Consider the following 18,142-nt stretch of genomic DNA (forward strand, 5'->3'; position numbering starts at 1 on the left):
CACCGTCTTGCCGAACCCTGCCCGCATCGATTTGCGCACCGACCATAGGAGTTCGCCATGCGTTTAGGTGGTCGGATCGCCGCGGCGATCGAAATTCTGGAGGACATCGCGGCGCGCCATCGGCCCGTCGCCGACGCCCTGAAGGACTGGGGCCTGTCCCATCGCTTTGCCGGTTCGGGCGACCGCGCCGCCATCGGCAACATCGTCTACGACGTGCTGCGCAGGAAGCGTTCGCTCGGCTGGCGGATGGAGGACGATTCCGTCCGGGCGCTGGTGTTTGCCGCCGTGCTCGATGGTCTTGATATGGACGTGAAAGAGTTGGCGACGAAGCTCGACGGTGACCGTTTCGCGCCCGACATGCCCTCCGCCGACGATCTCGCGGCGTTTCGTACCCGTGACCTGTCGACCGCGCCCGGCGCCGTGCGCGCCGATGTGCCGGATTGGCTGGCGGCCCATTTCGAGGCGGCGTTCGGGGAGGGCTGGACCGACGAGGCCGCCGCCCTCAGCGCGCGCCCGCCGCTCGACATGCGGGTCAACACGCTGAAGGTCGATCGTGAAAAGCTGGTAAAGGCATTGGCGCCCTTTGCCGCCGAACCGTCACCGCTCAGTCCGCATGGCCTGCGGATAGCGCCGATCGAGGGCGCCGGCCGTCATCCCAACGTCCAGGTCGAGGCGGCCTTCCAGAAGGGCTGGTTCGAAATCCAGGACGAAGGCTCGCAAATCGTGTCGCTGCTTGCCGGCGCGCGGCCGGGCCAGCAGGTGCTGGACTTTTGTGCCGGAGCCGGCGGCAAATCGCTGGCCCTGGCCGCGAATATGGAAAACACCGGTCAGATTCATGCCTATGACTCAGACCGCCAGCGGCTCGCGCCGATCCATGACCGGCTGAAGCGCGCGGAAGCCCGCAACGTCCAGATCCATGCGCCGCGCGATGATCTTGCTGAGCTCGTCGGCAAGATGGATCTGGTTCTGGTCGACGCGCCCTGCACGGGAACCGGCACCTGGCGGCGCCGTCCCGACGCCAAGTGGCGGTTGTCGGATCGGCAGCTGGACAAGCGGATGGCCGAGCAGGATGCGGTATTCGATCAGGCGGCGCGCTTCGTCAAACCGGGCGGTCATCTCGTTTACATCACCTGTTCGCTGCTTCCGCCGGAGAACGAGGCGCGCGTCGCGGCCTTTCTGGATCGCCAGGGCGATACGTTCAAAGTGGCCGACGCGACGGCCGCATGGGACACGGCTCTTCCCGAAGCTCCGAAGGCGTATCTGGCCAAGCCGCTCGGCGGCGGAACGGCCTTGACGCTGACGCCGAGAACCAGTGGCACCGATGGTTTCTTCTTCGCCATGCTGGAGCGGGCATGAGGCATCCCTATCTCGTCCTGGCCCTGTTCCTGGTTCTCACCGTCGGAGGCGGCTCGGCGGTCGGCATCGCCACCGCCCCGGGCGACTGGTATGCCGGCTTGAACAAGGCCTGGTTCAACCCGCCCAGCTGGGTGTTCGCGCCGGCCTGGACGATCCTCTACATCCTGATCGGCATCGCCGGCTGGCGCGTCTGGCACGCCGGCGAGCTACAGGCCTCGCGCATGTGGTGGCTGCAGATCGGGCTGAATTTCCTCTGGTCGCCGGTGTTCTTCGTCCTGCATTGGACCGGCGCCGCGCTCCTCGTCATGATGGCGCTGCTCGGCACGATCGTCGGTTTCATCGCGCTCACCTGGCGCCATGACCGCCCCGCGGCGCTCTTGTTCGTGCCGTATGGCGCCTGGGTCACCTATGCGCTGCTTCTCAACGGCGCGATCTGGTGGTTGAACTGAGCGAGTTGGCTGCCGATCGCGCTCCTCGTCGGCGGCCCCCTCTGTGATGACCGATTTCGATCCCTCTCAAAGCGATCTTACCACCGACGAGCTGGCCGGCCGCAAGGTGCTGTTCGTCATGGCCGCCGCGGCCGAATATGGACCGGCATTGCGGCGCCGCATCCGGCCGCTGATGACCGGCGTCGGCCCGATCGAGGCGGCGCTGGGCACCGGCGTCGCCCTGAACGCGCTGAGGGCGGCCGGCCACCCGCCGGACCTCGTCGTCTCGCTGGGCTCGGCCGGGTCGCGGACGCTGGAGCAGGGGGAGGTCTATCAGGTCGCCTCGGTCGCATGGCGCGATATCGACGCCTCGCCGCTCGGCTTCGCGAAGGGCGTGACGCCGTTCCTCGACCATCCGCTCCACACATTGCTGCCGACGCCGATACCGGACATCGCGGCGGCCAGGCTTTCGACCGGGTCCGACATCGTCTCCGGCCCGCGCTATGAGGCGATCGACGCCGACATGGTCGACATGGAGACCTTCGCCGTTTTGCGCGCCTGCCAGCGTTTCGCGGTGCCGATGCTTGGGCTGCGGGGCATTTCCGACGGCGCGGCGGAGCTGCATCACTACGACGACTGGACGACGCTGCTTCATGTCATCGACCAGAAGCTGGCGGACGCGGTCGATCGACTGGACGCGGCGCTGGCTGGCGGTCTCCTTGCCGAATAGGCAAGGTGGGACGAACGGGCCCTGCTGGCGGGCGGGGCCCGTTCGTGCATCGGAGCGGTTCGCGATTACGCGGCCTTCTTGTTGACCTTTCCACTGCCGATCTTGGTCAGCTTCTCGTCCGCCGCCTTTTCCTGCGCAAGGGTTTCCTTCAGCGTCTTGGCGGCGTCCTTGTGCCCGAGCGTCTCGGCCCAGGCGATCAAGGTGCCATAGCGAGCGATTTCATAATGCTCGACCGCCTGCGCTGCCGCCAGCATCGCAGCGTCGAGGGTCTCGCTATCCTCGACCTCGTCCATGAGCCCTTTTGCCTCCTCGAGGATGCCCTCGATTGCGTCGCATTTCTCCGCCGAGGCCTTTTTGCCCAACCCCTCGAAAACGCTTTCGAGGCGCGTCACATGGTCCTTCGTTTCCTCCAGATGGGCATCGAAGGCGGCCTTCAGTTCCGCGGATGTGGCTTTCTTCGACATCTTCGGAAGCGATTTTACGATCTGCTTCTCGGCGTAATAGATGTCTTTCAGCGTATGGATAAAGAGATCGTCCAGCGATTTGACGCTCATATCTTCGACTCCGGTGGCGCGGCATGATTGCCGATGCCGGTGAACGGCGTTGCCGGATGCACGTTCCGCGCCATCGGCGGGAGATTGCGAAGCCGGCTAGCGATGGCTGCGGCGGCGACCTGGCACATGCTGGACATTGGTGGCTTGCTTGCCTAAAGCCTCGCCATGACAGCGCACCCCGACACAATCCTCATCATCGATTTCGGCTCCCAGGTTACCCAGCTGATCGCCCGGCGTATCCGCGAGGCGGGGGTCTATTCTGAGATCGTCCCCTTCCAGTCCGCCGCCGAGGGTTTCGCGCGGCTGAAGCCGAAGGCCGTCATCCTGTCGGGCTCGCCCGCCTCGGTCACCGAGGCGAACGCGCCCGATGTGCCGTCCGCGCTGTTCGAGGCCGGTATCCCGGTTCTGGGCATCTGTTATGGCCAGCAGACCATGTGTTCCCAGCTCGGTGGCAATATCGAAGGCGGTTTGCATCGCGAGTTCGGCCGCGCCTTCATCGAGGTTCGCAAGGCTTCGCCGCTGTTCGATGGCATTTGGGCCGAGGGCACCCGCCACCAGGTCTGGATGAGCCATGGCGACCGGGTGACCGAACTTCCGGAAGGCTTCGAGGTTATCGGCCATTCGCCGGGTGCGCCGTTTGCCGCGATCGCCGACGAGAAAAGGCGGTTCTACGGTGTGCAGTTCCACCCCGAGGTCGTCCACACCCCCGACGGAGCGCGGCTTTTGTCGAATTTCGTCCACCGTATTGCCGGGCTTGCCGGCGACTGGACGATGGCGGCCTTCAAGGACCAGGCGATCGACGAGATTCGCAAGAAGGTCGGCACGGGCCGGGTGATCTGCGGGCTCTCGGGCGGTGTTGATTCCTCCGTCGCGGCGGTTCTGATCCACGAGGCGGTCGGCGAACAGCTCACCTGCATCTTCGTCGATCATGGCCTTTTACGGATGAACGAGGCGGAGGAAGTCGTCGCGATGTTCCGCGACCACTACAATATCCCGCTCGTCCATGTGCAGGCACAGGATCTGTTCATCGACGCGCTGGAAGGCGAGATGGATCCGGAGGTCAAGCGCAAGACCATCGGCCGGCTGTTCATCGAGACCTTCGAGGCCGAAGCCAAGAAGCTCGGCGGTGCCGATTTCCTGGCGCAGGGCACGCTCTATCCCGACGTCATCGAGTCGGTGTCCTTCACCGGCGGGCCGTCGGTGACGATCAAGTCGCACCACAATGTCGGCGGGCTGCCCGAGCGCATGAACATGCAGCTTGTCGAGCCGTTGCGCGAATTGTTCAAGGACGAGGTTCGTGTGCTCGGCCGCGAACTCGGCCTGCCGGAAAGTTTCGTCGGTCGGCAGCCGTTTCCGGGGCCGGGCCTTGCCATCCGCTGTCCGGGCGGAATCACCCGCGACAAGCTCGAAATCCTCCGCCAGGCGGACGCGATCTATCTCGACGAAATCCGCAAGGCCGGGCTCTACGACGCGATCTGGCAGGCCTTCGCGGTGCTCCTGCCGGTGCAGACCGTCGGTGTCATGGGCGACGGGCGCACCTACGAATTCGTCTGCGCGCTCAGGGCGGTGACCTCCGTCGACGGCATGACCGCCGACTTCTACCCATTCGACATGGAATTCCTCGGCAACGCCGCGACCCGCATCATCAACGAGGTGCGCGGCATCAACCGGGTCGTCTACGACGTGACCTCGAAGCCGCCCGGCACCATCGAATGGGAATGATTTTTGCCCATCCGGCGATATCCGAAGCCACGCCAAGATACGCTATAACGCATTGATAAATATATAATAATATATCATAGCCTATTGATGGCTATCGGTGTGCAGCGATCGGAGTTGACGGTCCGTGTGACGGGCCTCGCCCATATTGATCAGCTCCAAATTCCGAAGTACCGTCAGGGCAGAAGTGGTCCTTGACGGTACTTTTTTCGATATAAGCATCTGAAATAACCTTATGTTTTCCGTCAAGACCCGTCGAAAACCGCGTGACGGTACTTTTCAGGGGTGAGGCGGAAATGCTGACGGATGCTGCCATCAAGGCGCTGAGAGTCCGTTTCGAAACTCACTGCGGCGGGTTCAAAGGCCCCTCGGATGGTCGCTCCGCAATGACATGATACCCGATTTCCGCGGGTTTGGGCGTCCCGGGTGAACCATGGAGGCTGGTCTTGGCAGGGTTTCGAAACGGCCTCTAAGACCGCGAAACAAGATGTACAAGGTTTCGGATCGGGACGGCATGTATGTGCGCGTCATGCCTTCTGGGGCCATCTCGTTTCGTCTCGATTATCGCCTGAACGGGCGCCGCGAGACGGTGTATCTAGGGAAGTATGGGCGCGACGGTATTTCGCTAGCCCGAGCTCGTGAACTCTGCATCGATGCTAGGCATGCCGTCAGCGGAGGGCGGTCCCCAGCGATCGAGAAGCAGCGTGAGAAGCGCCGGTTGAAGGAAGCCAAGAGCTTCGGGGAATTCGGCGAAAAGTGGCTCGTGAATGCGCCGATGGCCGACAGCACGCGGGCAGAAACCACCGAAGGCAGCTCGACCGGACCTCGAGGCCATTCATCGACATTGCGCAATCGATGGATGAAGTTATCGTGGTAAAATACGCTACAGGATAGAAACCCGGGCGGATTGCGGGCCAATAGAGCTGCTTGCAGGTCCCACCGTTATCGGCGGCGGCGATGCTGAAATGGCCGCCTTTGTCCTCGTCGAGGATGCGCGCGAACACGCTCGGCGAATCGAAGTGCGGCATGCACAACCAGTCGATCAAGCCGTCGAGTGCGACCCGCGCCACAGTGCCCATGTCGCCGATCATCGCGTAGTTCTCGATCGACTGACAGGTCATCCTGGACCTCCTTCATTCTTCTCGATCTGCCCGCACTAAATCGGATGGCTGAGAGTCCGTTTCGAAACTCACTGCGGCGGGTTCAAAGGCCCCTCGGATGGTCGCTCCGCAATGACATGATACCCGATTTCCGCGGGTTTGGGCGTCCCGGGTGAACCATGGAGGCTGGTCTTGGCAGGGTTTCGAAACGGCCTCTGAACCGGCATCAGGATAAGAGGAATTTCCTTCCGCCGCCGGAAAGTCGGCCACACCTTGTCCTGTCACCAGCCGGTCTACAGCGGCGATCAGGAAATCACCCTACTTGGATGTGTGAAGGGGCAAGTGGCAGAGAGGACGGGTCTATCATCCAACCTTCTCCAACAACTGTCGATTGATTTCATTGCGCCTTTTGTTGCCAGAACTTCCAGTGGGGACTGCTTGGGGAGTGTGCGGACTTCCCGCCCTGCCATAGGCAGGATCGCCTTCGGCCTCAGCTCCGGTGCTCGGGGTTCTCGAAGTCGAAGCGGCAGCCGGCCGACCAGGCCCTACGGTCGTTGCCGTGGCTAGGTAACCCCCGGCATCCTTCAGCATCCGCGCCATGTGCAGCAGGTTCCAGGTCATGATCGTGGTGTTGCGCTGCGTGAACTCGTTGTCGAACCCCGCGCCATCGTCGCCATAGCTCGGTCCGGGCCCTGCCTCGCCGATCCATCCGCAATCGGCCTGCGGCGGGATCACATAGCCCAGATGCGACAGGGAATAGAGCACGTTCATCGCCACATGCTTGATCCCGTCCTCGTTGCCGGTGACCACGACGCCGCTGGTCTTGCCGTAGAAGATCGACTGCCCGCGGTCGTTCAGCATCCCGGACATGGCGTAGAGACGCTCGATCAGGAGCCGGCAGACCGAGGATTGCTCGCCCAGCCAGATTGGCGTGCCGATCACGAGGATGTCCGCCGTCTCCACCTTGCGCCACAGGTCGGGCCAGTCGTCGTGGTCCCAGCCATGCTCGCGCATGTCGGGTTGCACGCCGAAGGCGACCTTGTGGGCCGTCATGCGGATATCTTCCACGGCGACACCGCTCTTGCGCATGATTTCGGCCGAGCTGCCCATCAACAGTGAGGTGTGGGACGCCTGGTCGGGATGCTTCAGCGTGCAGTTGAAGAACACGGCGCGCAGATCGGAAAAGTCGGTCTTGTTTTCGTCGCACAGGCCGGCTTGCTTTTCGCTCAGGTCCATTGGGTCCTCTTTTCATTGAATTGCAGGATATTGCGCGCTGGACTTCTGTCCGACCGCTTCGCGCTCCAAAAGGGTATTCGGCTACAGGTCGAGGAGGGCGCCCAAATGTCCTCGTCAGATATATCGAGGGCTCTTCTCGCCGCCGCGGCTGTGTTTCCGCATTGCCTCAATCGATGATGGAGTCGGTCAAAATCATGGCTCTTCCTCTATGGAACGGGGAGTGCGTCACCGACGTGATCCGCGGACGAAATAGATGATGCCGGTGACGAGGAAAGCGATCACCAGAATGGCAATCAGCCCCATTACCTCCCATCATCTGCTCATGCTGCATCATATATTGCCCTGCATATTCTGCTTCTGCGCGAGTTGGCCGGCGCAGCCTCGGTCTTCTCGCCCGCCGAAATCCTGCGCGACCGCGGCGCTCACCACCAGGCTCGATGCGCTGCCGAATATCGGTGATCTCATTGTGACGTCCTTCTCCTCGTCGATCGGCTCGGGTCGTGCCGTGGGAACGAAACACATGAGACGCAGTTTTGTTGCAGTCGCTGCACAACGCCGCCTGCCGGAAGGAACCTCGGTGCCTGTAAGGCGTTTTGTAACGTGTGCTGCAAAACGAGGAGAAGCGCAGTGGGGCGCCCGCGATCATTCGATGAAACCGCCGCGATGGACCTGGTCGTTCGACAGTTCTGGGCGCGGGGCTTCGAGGCCACTTCGGTCCGCGATCTGGAGGCCGCGACCGGGCTTGGCATGACGAGCCTCTACAACGCGTTCGGGGGCAAACGGGCGCTGTTCCGAACTGCCTTGGAACACTATTCCGAGAGCCGGACCGGCGAGTGCCTGCGAGAGCTCGAGCGCCTTTCCTCTCCCGCGGACCGCATCCGGGCGTTTGTCGCGCGCCTGATCGAGGCGGCGCTCGGCGATCCGGATCGCATGGGGTGCCTCGTCATCAATACCGCGATCGAACTCGGTCCGCACGATCCGGAGATCGCCGCAATCGTCGCCCGCTACCTGGGTGAGGTGGAGGCGTTTTTCCGGCGCAACTTCGAGGCCGCGCAACGGGCTGGCGAAGCGGACCTGTCCGTCGCGCCTGCGGATGCTGCGCGGTCCTTCAGCACACTCATGTTCGGACTTCGGGTCCTCGCACGAACCCGCCCGGACCGCGAAACCATGGAGGGCGCCGTCCGCCCCCTGCTCGCGCTGCTCCGCACCAGCGACGGCTCGCATCCTGCGGGCGCCTCGACGTCAAAAGCCGAAGGAGACCCACATTGAACGAATACATGACCAAACCCGGACATCCGACACCCCCGATGAGCCTTGTCACAACGACCGGCGAACAGATCCAGCTTGGCGGCAAGGGACGCTGGCAGGTGGCCGTCGTCTATCGCGGCCAGCACTGCCCGCTGTGCCGGAAGTATCTCGCGGCACTAAACAGCCTGCTCGATGACTTTCGGGACGCCGGTGCGGACGTCATCGCCATTTCCGGCGATCCGCGCGAGCGCGCCAAAGAAGAAGCCGCCGAGGAGGGCTGGCGGTTTCCGGTGGCCTGCGAACTGTCCCAGGAGCAGATGCGCCAGCTCGGGCTTTACATTTCCGAACCACGCTCGGCGCAGGAGACGGATCGGCCCTTCGCGGAGCCGGGGCTCTTCGTCACCAACCCTGACGGGCTTCTGCAGATCATCGACATCTCGAACGCGCCCTTCGCGCGTCCTGATCTTCAGGGTGTCCTGAACGGGCTCAAGTTCATCCAGGACAAGAACTATCCGATCCGCGGCGCCGCCGCCTGAGACCGTAGAGGCCCCATTTGACCACCAAACGATATGCCTATGAGCACGTCTCGTCGGAGATCCTGTCCGAGGACATGCAGTTCGGAGAAGGCGCACCCAAGCCCGGTGAACGCCTGCCGGAGTTCGACCTGCCGACTGCAGGCGGCGGACAGTTGAAGACGAGCGATCTGGCAGGACGCCCGATTCTCCTGGTCACCGGCTCGTTCACCTGCCCGATGACGGCGAGCTCCGATCCGATCCTCAAGGAGTTCCATGCGAAGTTTGGCAGCATCATCGAATTCATCACGCTCTATGTGCGGGAAGCGCATCCAGGAGAGCATCATGACCAGGCGGGTGTGGGTGAGGAGAAGCGGGCGGCAGCCCGCGCGCTGAAAAGCCGCGATCAGCTCCCCTGGACGGTTGCGGTCGATGGTCCGGACGGTTCGGTCCATCGTCGGCTCGATGAGAAGCCGAACGCTGCGTATCTGACGGATTGGTCCGGGACCATCGTCTTCCGCTCGCTATGGGCCGGGGACCAGCGGGGTCTCGCGCGGGCGTTGGAAGCTGTCGCCAAGGGCGAGCGACCGCCCGAGGAGGAAAGCACGCGCCGGCTCGTGCCGATGGCTCGCGGCGTCGGAACCATGCGCGAGATGACGCGGCGGGCCGGCCCGCGCGCCCAGAGCGACCTCTGGCGGGCGGCTCCGCCAATGGGCGTCATGGCGTGGCTCGCAGACCTCTACCGTCCGCTGCCGCCCGCATGGCGGACTGCGGCGGCGGCCGCCACGCTCGGGGTCGGAGTTGCGGTGCTCGCCACCATTGTTTTCAGATCCACCAATCGTCGGCTGTGAGCTGCCATCATGAAAAAGGGAGCAACCAGATGAGATATGCGAACGGAGTGATTGCGGGGTTCGTCGCAACGATCGTGCTCTCGGCGATCATGCTGATGAAGAGCGCCATGGGCTTGATGCCGCAGCTGAACGTCATCCAGATGCTGACGGAGATGGGGACAAACTACGGTGGCCTGCCGGCAAGCCCAGTGATTGGCTGGATCATGCACCTCTTTATCGGTTCGATCCTGTGGGGGCTGATCTTCGCTGCGACAGCACCAATGTGGCCGGGATCAAGCTATCTGGCGAGGGGGGCCTCGTTCTCTGTCGCGGCCTGGCTCCTGATGATGATTGTGGCGATGCCGATGGCTGGCGCTGGTTTCTTCGGCATGGCCTTGGGGATCATGGCGCCGATCGCGACGCTGGTGCTGCACGTCATCTACGGGCTCGTTCTCGGGGCCGTTTTCGGAAGGCTGGAAAGCCGAACAGTGCACTCGGCGCATGCCAGTTGATGCAGGCGCCAGCCGCATTCGGATACACGGGCGGTGCGAATTGCCGGTGCCGGTCTGCCCTATGCCGCCCTACGAGAGCGAAGGCTCCGATTGAGAAACAGAACAGGAGGCGCTCATGCAGAGCAAAACGACAACGCTGAACGGCGTCACCATGCGTTGGGAGGAGCATGGCGACGGCATGCCGCTCGTTCTTCTTCACGGCATTCCAACCTCTCCCGCGCTCTGGCGACATGTGATACCGCGGATCGAAGGCGCGAAGTGCCTGGCCTGGGAAATGGTGGGGTACGGCACCTCTATTCCCGAGGGACGGAACAGAGATATCTCGGTCGCGCGGCAGGCCGACTATCTGATCGAGTGGCTCCGTCACCTCGGCATTGAGAAGGCGGTCTTCGCCGGACACGACCTGGGCGGTGGCGTCGCCCAGATCGCGGTGACCCGACATCCTTGGATGTGCGCCGGGCTCCTTCTGACCAACGCGATCGGCTACGACTCCTGGCCGATCCCGAGTGTCAAGATGATGCGAGCGGCCGCACCGGTTGTCCGACGCCTTCCGAACTTGGTCTTTCACCAGGTTGTATCTACCTTCATCCGCCGGGGACACGACGACGGTGGCGCGGCTGACGAGGCGATCGCCGCACACTGGCCTCACTATGCGCAGCACGGCGGCGGACGCGCGTTTGTCCGACAGATAGAAGCGCTGGACGTCCGCGATACGCTCGCAGTCGCCGATGATTTGACACGCCTTGGCGTGCCAGCTCGGGTGGTGTGGGGCGAGGCGGACCAGTTTCAGAAGCTGGAATATGGCGAGCGTTTCGCGCGGGATCTGAAGGCGCCGCTGCGGCGGATCGAAGGCGGCAAGCATTTCACACCCGAGGACCATCCGGAAATTATCGCCGAGGAAATCAATCTTCTTCTGCGCGAGAGCCAGACGGCGGAAATCGCCGGCCCGCGGTTGGCGGCCGGATCGGAAGGAAAGACGCGATGAACCGCCCCAAGGCGGTCGCCTTCGATGTGGTCGAGACGCTGTTCTCGCTGGAATCGCTCAGACCTCGGCTGCTGACGGCAGGGCTCGGCGGTCATCAACTGGAGACCTGGTTCGCGTCATTTCTGCGCGACGCGTTCGCCCTGGAGATCACGGGCGGGTACAAGCCGTTCCGCGAAATCGCTTCAGCCAACCTGTCCGTCCTGCTCGAGAAGGAACTGGGCAGAGCCGACCCTCAGGCGGTCGACCATGTCCTTGACGGTTTCGCTGAACTCGACGCACACGACGACGTGGCGCCGGCCATGTCGGCGCTGCGAGATTCTGGGATCGAAGTCGCGACACTGACGAACGGCAGCGCGAAGGTGACGTCGGCCTTGCTGGAGCGGGCGGGCCTGCGTCATCTCGTCCGACAGGTGATCTCCATCGACGAAATCGGCCACTGGAAGCCGCATCGCGAGGTCTATCGCCATTGCGCCGAGAGGCTCGGGGTTGAGCCGCACCGGCTGGCGCTGGTCGCCGCCCATCCTTGGGATATCCAGGGCGCGCGACGCAGCGGGTTGATTGCCGGATATGTCGCGCGAGACGGGGCGGCCTTTCCCGCGGCGATGGAGGCGCCCGATGTCCGGGGCGTCACGCTGGTAGAGGTGGTCGCTGGTCTGATCGAGGCACAATAGCGATGGAGCCGGTCCCGTATTCCGCCCCCCTCCAGCCGCCGATCCGGGACTATGCTCTGATCGGCGACTGCCACGGAGCGGCGCTTGTCTCAGCGCAGGGCAGCATCGACTGGTGCACCTTGCTGCGGTTCGACGCCGATCCGGTGTTCTTTCGTCTCCTCGACGAAAACGGCGGCGGCGCTTGGGAGATTTGCGTCGAGGGCACCGCCCGCACGTCGCGAAAGTACCTTCCTCGGACCAACATCCTGCGCACGCGCTTCGAGTCGGAATCAGGGACACTCGATGTGATCGATTTCATGCCGGTTGGGAGATCACGGAGCGCCGGTGTCCACGATTACGTCACGCTCAATGCACCCGGCTGGCTCGTGCGCCGCCTTGAGTGCGTGGCCGGAACTGTCCGCGTCACGTCGCGCTTCGCACCGCGCGCCGCAGGTTTTTCGGTCAAGCCGCCGGACATCAGGATCGAGACGGACGGTGTCTGCTGCGACGGCGGCATGAAGCTGTGGTGCAACGGGAAACTCCGGCTTGAGTTGGGAGCTGCAGTCACCGAGTTCGACCTCCGCGAAGGAGATCGGCAGAGCTTGGTCCTGACTGGGATGGAGGCGCTGAGTGACCCGCGGGACCAGACCGACGCGCTCTTCGAAACGACCAAGTCCTACTGGACCGAATGGACAGAATACTCGCGCTACCGGGGGCCGTACGAGGATGCTGTCGGGCGAAGCGCACTCGCGCTCAAGCTTTTGACTTATGCCCCGACCGGCGCGCTTGTCGCGGCGCCCACCACCTCGCTTCCCGAGGAAATCGGTGGCGGGCGCAACTGGGACTATCGGTTCTGCTGGATGCGCGACGCGACCTACGCGCTCTTTGCACTGTCGGTGCTCGGCTACAGCGGCGAAGGTCGGCGCTTCACGGAGTTTCTGACCCGCCAATGCCTGCGCGAGGGCTCGGTGATGCGGATCATGTACGGCATCGACGGCTCGCCGTTCCTGCTTGAGCGGACGCTCGACCACCTCTCGGGTTATCATCGGAGCGGGCCCGTAAGAGTCGGCAACGGCGCCGCCGCACAACGCCAGCTCGACGTCTTCGGCGAGGTGCTCGACTGGGCGGAGTTGCGCGTTTGCCTCGGTGAGCGCATCGGCGCCGACGAGGCGGCGCTTTTCATCAGCGTCGCCGACCATGTGTGCCGGATATGGCAGGAACCGGACCAGGGGCTCTGGGAGATGCGCGGAGGGTCCCGGCATTTCACGCAGGGAAAGATCATGGCGTGGGTGACGCTCGACCGGGCAGCGCGGCTGTTCGGCGATCGCCCCGTCTGGCGCGAAAACCGCGATGCGATCCTGCGCGCGGTCCAGGACGAGGGCTGTGCGGGCAATCCCCGATACCTCGCGCAATCGTTCGGCGCGGAAGGCACGGATGCGTCGCTGCTGCAAGTGCCGCTTCTCGGGATGCCGCTTGACGACGCGCTCATCGAGGAGACCGTCCGCAAAATCGAGGCCGACCTGAAGGAGGGCGACTTCGTCTACCGGTATCGCGGCGACGACGGCCTGTCGGGCGGCGAGGGAGCCTTCATGATCACAAGCTTCTGGTTCGTCGAGGCGCTGCTCATAGTGGGCCGCGGCGACGAGGCGCGCGCCCTTTTCGAAAGGCTGCTCGGCCACGCCAATGATGTTGGCCTTTATGCAGAGGAAATTGACCCGGAGAGCGGCGCGTTCCTCGGCAACTTCCCGCAGGCTTTCACCCACCTGTCTCTGATCTCGAGCGCCCAGCTTCTAGCGCTCTACGAGCGCGGCGGCCGCGAGGCGCTGCGCGGCACGAACGCGGATCGTGCGCGGCGTCTGGTCGGCTCTACCGAGGGTTGGAAAGGCCTTGCCTACGCCCTGGTCCGGAACCGAAAGATCCGGCTTCGTTCTTCGCAGCAATCGGTGCTGCGAATGTCCGGCGATCGGCCATGACGTTCCACCTGCTGAACTATGCGCCGACCAGGGCGCTGGTCGCCGCGCCGACGACGTCGCTGCACGAGCGGATGCAGGCGTTCCGTCAGCACTACGATGCCGATGGGCTCGACGCCTCGGCGCTGCTGTTGGGGAGGCTCGGCTTCCTGCCGCCCAACGATCCGCGCTTCGCCGCCACCGTCGCCCGGATCGAGGCGCGGCTGACGCGGGGCGGGCTGGTGTTCCGGTTCGACCCTGAGCAGATCTCGTCGCCGCTCGGCGATGCCGAGGGTGCGTTCCTGCCCTGCACCTTCTGGCTCGTGGCGGGCGAGCCCGACCGTGCCGAGGCGTTCCTCGGCAAACGCCGCTCCTCTTCAGCCATGCGGAGTATCTCAAGGCGATTCTCGAGATCGCCAAGGCGTGTCCGCTCGAATGGTCGGCGCTGATGGCGTCGAAGGTGGCGGGCCGTGTGCGCAAGTGGGTGCCGGGCGGGCGCGACTGACCTGCCGCGCTATACTTCAGAAAGACGGAAAAAAAGGGAGACAGGACGATGCGGATGATTGCAGCGGCGGGAATGATGGCATTCGGACTCGCGACGGCGACGGCGCAGATCGCGCCACGCGACGGCTGGCAGGTGATCGAGACCGAGCTTTCACATGCCGAGCTTCTGGAGCGGCTCCTCGCGGCGGCCCCGGAGGAGGGCATGGGCGTCGTCACCCAGGCGGGGCCGACGGCGGCGGCGCGGGAGCGCGGCGTTGAAATTCCCGGGAACCGGGTGGTCGGCGTCTTCAACAACGACTTCGCCGTGCGCATCCTCGAACTCAGCACCGCGGCGATGATCGAGGCGCCGGTACGATTCTACGTCACCGAGAACGAGGACGGTACCGCGACGCTGAGCTGGAAGGAGCCGAGCCACGTCTTCGCGCCGTATGAAGACGAGGGCGGCGAGGCGCTGGCCGAGATCGCGGGCGAGCTCGACCAGCGGTTCGCCGCGATCGCCGAGCGGGCGACGGCCGAGTAGGACGCGGCCACGCGAACGCATTTCAGGACATACGCGGGCCGGAAGATGTCGGCGCGCGTCGGGCATCTCCAGCCACGTAGGGGGAAAGCACATGGTGCTCAACGAACGGCAGGAGGCGCTCTGCGCCGGCAACGAGACGGATTTCTCCGGGCTCTCCGCGGTGATCCTCAATTGCACGCTGAAGCGTGCGGGCGAGGCGAGCCACACCGACCTGCTCCTGTCGGTGCACGCCGAGATCATGCGGCGCGCGGGAGTGTCAGTCGAGACGATCCGGCCCGCGGGCATGCCCGTTGCCTTCGGCCTGCAGCCCGACACGACCAAGCGCGGCTGGCCTGAGGACGCATGGCACGGCATCGGGACGAAGGTGGCCGCCGGAGACATACCGATCCTCGGCACGCCGATCTGGCTGGGCGAGGAGAGTTCGGCGATGGCTGCACTGGGATCAGCACGAGGTCGGCGGCGAGCAGCACCGAGCGCATCAGACTGGCGACGCGTGGCGGTCCGTCGATGACGACATGATCGACATCGCGCGCCAGCTCCGGCGCTTCGCGGTGGAGCGTGTCACGCGCCAGGCCGACGACACCAAGCCGTGCCGCGGTTCGATCAAGCGGCGGACGCCAAACGTCTAATGCAGCAGGACGGACTGCGGCTCGCTGATCGTGGACCGCGAATTCACGAGCGCGTGGACGGCCTCGACGACCGATCGGCCTTGCGAAACCAGGACATCAACCTGGCGGAGCTTCGCGACGATCTCTTCGGGCTTGTGCTTCTTCTGCGGTATTCTCTCGTCCTCCAATGGTTCAAAAACCATACGTCAGGGAGGACCACGTTCCGGGGAGCAGACCATCTCGCCGAAACCGGCATCGAGCCTTCCGTCGGCAGTGTCCAGATGCAACGCGTCGATCCGATGCATCAACGCCAGGTCAGCGGCGCTAACCGCGTGGCGCAGGTAATAGACGCTGCCCCGGCTGATCCCGAGCACCTTGGCTTGCCGCGCCAACGGCAGATCATGCCTGCGATCGATCATCGCTTTGCGCTCAGAAGGCCGGCCTTGCCGAGCGCGCCGGACAAAAAATCGTTCTCCAGCGCCAACTCTCCGATCTTCGCATGCAGCGTCTTCACATCGATCGCGGGCGCTGCGGCTCCCGACTTTGCCTCGGAACCGAAGACGCCAGCGGCTCCCTCAAGAAGCTGGCTACGCCATTGCGTGATCTGATGGGGGTGGACGTCGAACTGCTGCGCCAGATCGGCCAGCGTCTTCTCGCCCTTGATTGCGGTCAAAGCCACCTTCGCCTTGAAAGCCGGGCTGTGGTTCCGCCGAACTCGTCTCGTCATTTCCGTTCCTGTTCACGACAATCATGCTGCGTTTAGGCCGAAAATCCCCCTACGCCCGATGTCCAGATTTCCCGAGCCACCTCTAACGCCTCTGCCAGCGAGCCAGACGTCCTCGCCTACATGACCTTCCCAGTGCAGCACCGCACGAAGTTACACTCAACGAATCCACTGGAGCGCCTGAACAATGAGGTGAAACGCCGCGCCGACGTCGTCGGAATCTTTCCGAACGAGGAGTCCATCACCCGGCTGATAGGCGCCGTCCTCCTCGAACAAAACGACGAATGGCAGACCCAGCACCGATACATGCAACTCGAGGCTATGGCTCAGATCGATACCATCGCCGTCGACCCCATCCTCAAACTTCAACCTGCCGCCGCATGACGACCACCGGAATGGCCGCCTTCAAATTTACACCAGCTTGACGGACGCAACCACTTTGACGAGCGAACGATTCGAGGTCTCGTTATCTCGCCCGCGCCGTTTCGTCAGCTTGACGAGCGGCGCTCATTCATCTGCCGATCGTGGAATTCCCGCTCGGTTTCGCCCGGCTCCGGACCGCGACCCAACGCGCGGGCAAGGTCGAAGAACCCGCGCCCGGGGACCTGTCCAAGTCCGCGGCCGACGACGCGCGCAGCGATAAACGGACGGCCAGCTTCTGCGTCTTCGCGCATCGTCGTCTCGAGCGCGCGGGTGATCTTGCGGATGGAGCCCGGCGCATACAGCGCCAGTCCCCAGGCGAGCGCGCCGTAGGTGATCGGAAGTTTGTCCGCCGGCAGAGTGTGCAAGTGACGGCGGACACTTTGAGCAAGCGTGGCCGGTGTGCGTCCGCCAGGCGCCGCCGCCGCCCGCGGGGGCGGAAGCTCTCGCGCAGTTCCGTCAGCCATGACTTCCGCCGCCCAAGTGCGCTCGGCACTGCGCACGATCACCCGCATCCCTTCTTCATGCGAGGGTGCGGGGCGGCCCTCTGTCGTTATGACGATGTCGCTGCAAGCCAATCCTGCCCGCAATGCGTCCGGCTTCAGCCCGAGGCGTGGCGCGAGGTAGTTCGGGTCAATNATGCGAGGTTGCCGGGCCACTCTCCGTCGTTATGACGATGTCGCCGCACGTCAATCCGGCTTGCAATGCGTCCGGCTTCATCCCGAGGCGTGGCGCGAGGTAGTCCGGGTCAATCGTCACTTGACCACCATCCCATCCGATGACGCCACGCGGGACGGGGCGCGCGAAGACCGGGCTTTGCCCCGGCACATCGCGGTAGAAAGGGTTCTGACCTCCAGCATGGTCAGTCACGTCGACGATCTCGCGGATCACGGGGAGGGCCGCGCGCAGTATGGTCTCGACCCCCTTCCTGAGCGTCACTGACGAGGCCGCGCAGCCTTGGCAGCCACCGGACATTCGCAGATAGACCGTGTCGTTTCCCACGCGTTCAGCGCTGATATAGCCGCCATGTCGGGCGATCGACGGGTTTGCCTTCGTATCGAGCAGATGCGTTACTGCGGCCAGAAGCGCCGCGTCACTATCCTCGGTCATCGGAGTCGCCGGTGCGTCGCCGAGCGGCCGATCGGTATCATCGAGAACCTGGCGAATCGCTGCCGCGATAGGGGCCTTGAGCGCCTGCCACTCGCTGCCGGGCGCCCGCGTCACCAGGATCGTCTCACCATTCACCTGCACTTTCGTCACGCCCGCGAGTGCGAACAGCGCACGCGCCAGGGGGGCCTCGTCCATCGGCCCATCGAAGCCAGCCGACCGCCCGGCCTCGACCGGCACATCGAGAATGAAGCGCATCACGGTCGGGTCGCGCGGCGAGGCCTGTGCCCGGATGCGGCGAAGGACGGCGACGTCAAACATCTTCGGTCTCGACACTTTCTATCTCACGCAGCGCGGTAAAGGTGTAGATGCCGGAATTGTGCCCGTCGCTGAAAGCGATGCCGAGTGCATAATTGCCGACGCTCCATATCCGCGCCGGTACAACGTCGA

At 64.1% G+C, this 18,142-nt stretch carries 18 protein-coding genes and 5 pseudogenes; 15 read left to right on the forward strand and 8 right to left on the reverse strand.

What is annotated here, in order from left to right; genetic code table 11:
- The first annotated feature begins 57 nt into the window (after positions 1 to 57).
- Genes VQ044_RS15200 through VQ044_RS15210 form a run of 3 tightly spaced genes read left to right on the forward strand, consistent with a single transcriptional unit; the run spans position 58 to position 2,514 of the window.
- Positions 58 to 1,356, forward strand: a complete 1,299-nt coding sequence (locus VQ044_RS15200) for an RsmB/NOP family class I SAM-dependent RNA methyltransferase (RefSeq protein ID WP_327648571.1) — start codon at positions 58 to 60, stop codon at positions 1,354 to 1,356.
- Positions 1,353 to 1,805, forward strand: a complete 453-nt coding sequence (locus VQ044_RS15205) for a TspO/MBR family protein (protein WP_327648570.1) — start codon at positions 1,353 to 1,355, stop codon at positions 1,803 to 1,805. Before VQ044_RS15200 ends, VQ044_RS15205 begins: the two co-directional genes overlap by 4 nt.
- A 46-nt stretch (positions 1,806 to 1,851) precedes the next feature.
- Positions 1,852 to 2,514: a 5'-methylthioadenosine/S-adenosylhomocysteine nucleosidase gene (locus VQ044_RS15210; RefSeq protein WP_327648569.1), complete on the forward strand. Its 663-nt coding sequence runs from the start codon at positions 1,852 to 1,854 to the stop codon at positions 2,512 to 2,514.
- A 65-nt stretch (positions 2,515 to 2,579) separates the two neighbouring features.
- Here VQ044_RS15210 and VQ044_RS15215 read toward each other — a convergent pair whose 3' ends face one another.
- Positions 2,580 to 3,068: a YciE/YciF ferroxidase family protein gene (locus VQ044_RS15215; RefSeq protein ID WP_327623785.1), complete on the reverse strand. Its 489-nt coding sequence runs from the start codon at positions 3,066 to 3,068 to the stop codon at positions 2,580 to 2,582.
- A 165-nt stretch (positions 3,069 to 3,233) separates the two neighbouring features.
- On the opposite strand from VQ044_RS15215, the gene guaA reads away from it, so the two are divergent.
- The gene (gene guaA, locus VQ044_RS15220; protein WP_327623786.1) at positions 3,234 to 4,790 is read left to right on the forward strand and encodes a glutamine-hydrolyzing GMP synthase; all 1,557 of its coding nucleotides are present in this window, start codon (positions 3,234 to 3,236) and stop codon (positions 4,788 to 4,790) included.
- A gap of 430 nt (positions 4,791 to 5,220) precedes the next feature.
- Positions 5,221 to 5,583, forward strand: a pseudogene (locus VQ044_RS15225) (Arm DNA-binding domain-containing protein); the annotation flags it as partial.
- A 127-nt stretch (positions 5,584 to 5,710) separates the two neighbouring features.
- Here the strand turns inward: VQ044_RS15225 and VQ044_RS15230 are convergent.
- The 3 genes and pseudogenes from VQ044_RS15230 to VQ044_RS15240 all read right to left on the reverse strand — a co-directional run.
- Positions 5,711 to 5,908 (reverse strand): annotated as a pseudogene (locus VQ044_RS15230) (trehalase-like domain-containing protein); the annotation flags it as partial.
- Positions 5,909 to 6,250: 342 nt separating this feature from the next.
- The gene (locus VQ044_RS15235; protein ID WP_327648568.1) at positions 6,251 to 7,123 is read right to left on the reverse strand and encodes a flavodoxin family protein; all 873 of its coding nucleotides are present in this window, start codon (positions 7,121 to 7,123) and stop codon (positions 6,251 to 6,253) included.
- Between the two features lie 330 nt (positions 7,124 to 7,453).
- Positions 7,454 to 7,588, reverse strand: coding sequence for a hypothetical protein (locus VQ044_RS15240; RefSeq protein ID WP_327648567.1), 135 nt, complete (start codon positions 7,586 to 7,588; stop codon positions 7,454 to 7,456).
- Positions 7,589 to 7,786: 198 nt separating this feature from the next.
- On the opposite strand from VQ044_RS15240, the gene VQ044_RS15245 reads away from it, so the two are divergent.
- From VQ044_RS15245 to VQ044_RS15285, 9 genes are all read left to right on the forward strand, one after another.
- Positions 7,787 to 8,392, forward strand: coding sequence for a TetR/AcrR family transcriptional regulator (locus VQ044_RS15245; RefSeq protein ID WP_327648566.1), 606 nt, complete (start codon positions 7,787 to 7,789; stop codon positions 8,390 to 8,392).
- Entirely contained in the window at positions 8,389 to 8,907 is a 519-nt protein-coding gene (locus VQ044_RS15250) for a peroxiredoxin-like family protein (RefSeq protein WP_327625847.1), read from the forward strand. The genes VQ044_RS15245 and VQ044_RS15250 overlap by 4 nt, the downstream gene beginning before the upstream one ends.
- Before the next feature lie 17 nt (positions 8,908 to 8,924).
- Positions 8,925 to 9,734, forward strand: a complete 810-nt coding sequence (locus VQ044_RS15255; protein ID WP_327648565.1) for a hypothetical protein — start codon at positions 8,925 to 8,927, stop codon at positions 9,732 to 9,734.
- Between the two features lie 29 nt (positions 9,735 to 9,763).
- Positions 9,764 to 10,225: a DUF6789 family protein gene (locus VQ044_RS15260; RefSeq protein WP_327648564.1), complete on the forward strand. Its 462-nt coding sequence runs from the start codon at positions 9,764 to 9,766 to the stop codon at positions 10,223 to 10,225.
- A gap of 115 nt (positions 10,226 to 10,340) precedes the next feature.
- A complete protein-coding gene (locus tag VQ044_RS15265; RefSeq protein WP_327648563.1) occupies positions 10,341 to 11,210 on the forward strand; it encodes an alpha/beta fold hydrolase in 870 nt (289 codons plus the stop codon).
- Complete coding sequence (locus tag VQ044_RS15270) at positions 11,207 to 11,881, forward strand: haloacid dehalogenase type II (protein WP_327625853.1); 675 nt, start codon at positions 11,207 to 11,209, stop codon at positions 11,879 to 11,881. The genes VQ044_RS15265 and VQ044_RS15270 overlap by 4 nt, the downstream gene beginning before the upstream one ends.
- A 2-nt stretch (positions 11,882 to 11,883) precedes the next feature.
- Positions 11,884 to 13,833, forward strand: coding sequence for a glycoside hydrolase family 15 protein (locus VQ044_RS15275; RefSeq protein WP_327625854.1), 1,950 nt, complete (start codon positions 11,884 to 11,886; stop codon positions 13,831 to 13,833).
- The gene (locus VQ044_RS15280) at positions 13,830 to 14,258 is read left to right on the forward strand and encodes a glycoside hydrolase family 15 protein (protein WP_327648562.1); all 429 of its coding nucleotides are present in this window, start codon (positions 13,830 to 13,832) and stop codon (positions 14,256 to 14,258) included. The genes VQ044_RS15275 and VQ044_RS15280 overlap by 4 nt, the downstream gene beginning before the upstream one ends.
- Before the next feature lie 104 nt (positions 14,259 to 14,362).
- Positions 14,363 to 14,833, forward strand: coding sequence for a DUF302 domain-containing protein (locus VQ044_RS15285; RefSeq protein ID WP_327625857.1), 471 nt, complete (start codon positions 14,363 to 14,365; stop codon positions 14,831 to 14,833).
- 422 nt (positions 14,834 to 15,255) lie between these two features.
- Here the strand turns inward: VQ044_RS15285 and VQ044_RS15290 are convergent.
- Positions 15,256 to 15,417: pseudogene (locus VQ044_RS15290) on the reverse strand (AAA family ATPase); the annotation flags it as partial.
- A gap of 299 nt (positions 15,418 to 15,716) precedes the next feature.
- Positions 15,717 to 16,168, reverse strand: a pseudogene (locus tag VQ044_RS15295) (transposase); the annotation flags it as partial.
- Between the two features lie 96 nt (positions 16,169 to 16,264).
- On the opposite strand from VQ044_RS15295, the pseudogene VQ044_RS15300 reads away from it, so the two are divergent.
- Positions 16,265 to 16,549, forward strand: a pseudogene (locus tag VQ044_RS15300) (transposase); the annotation flags it as partial.
- A gap of 669 nt (positions 16,550 to 17,218) precedes the next feature.
- Here VQ044_RS15300 and VQ044_RS15305 read toward each other — a convergent pair.
- Positions 17,219 to 18,013, reverse strand: a complete 795-nt coding sequence (locus VQ044_RS15305) for a NifU family protein (protein WP_331827715.1) — start codon at positions 18,011 to 18,013, stop codon at positions 17,219 to 17,221.
- On the reverse strand, positions 18,006 to 18,142 hold a 137-nt coding region (locus VQ044_RS25715), incomplete at its 5' end, for a gamma-butyrobetaine hydroxylase-like domain-containing protein (protein WP_442880657.1). The genes VQ044_RS15305 and VQ044_RS25715, both read right to left, overlap by 8 nt.

The sequence above is a fragment of the Aurantimonas sp. C2-5-R2 genome, assembly GCF_036549495.1.
Classification (GTDB): domain Bacteria; phylum Pseudomonadota; class Alphaproteobacteria; order Rhizobiales; family Rhizobiaceae; genus Aurantimonas; species Aurantimonas coralicida_A.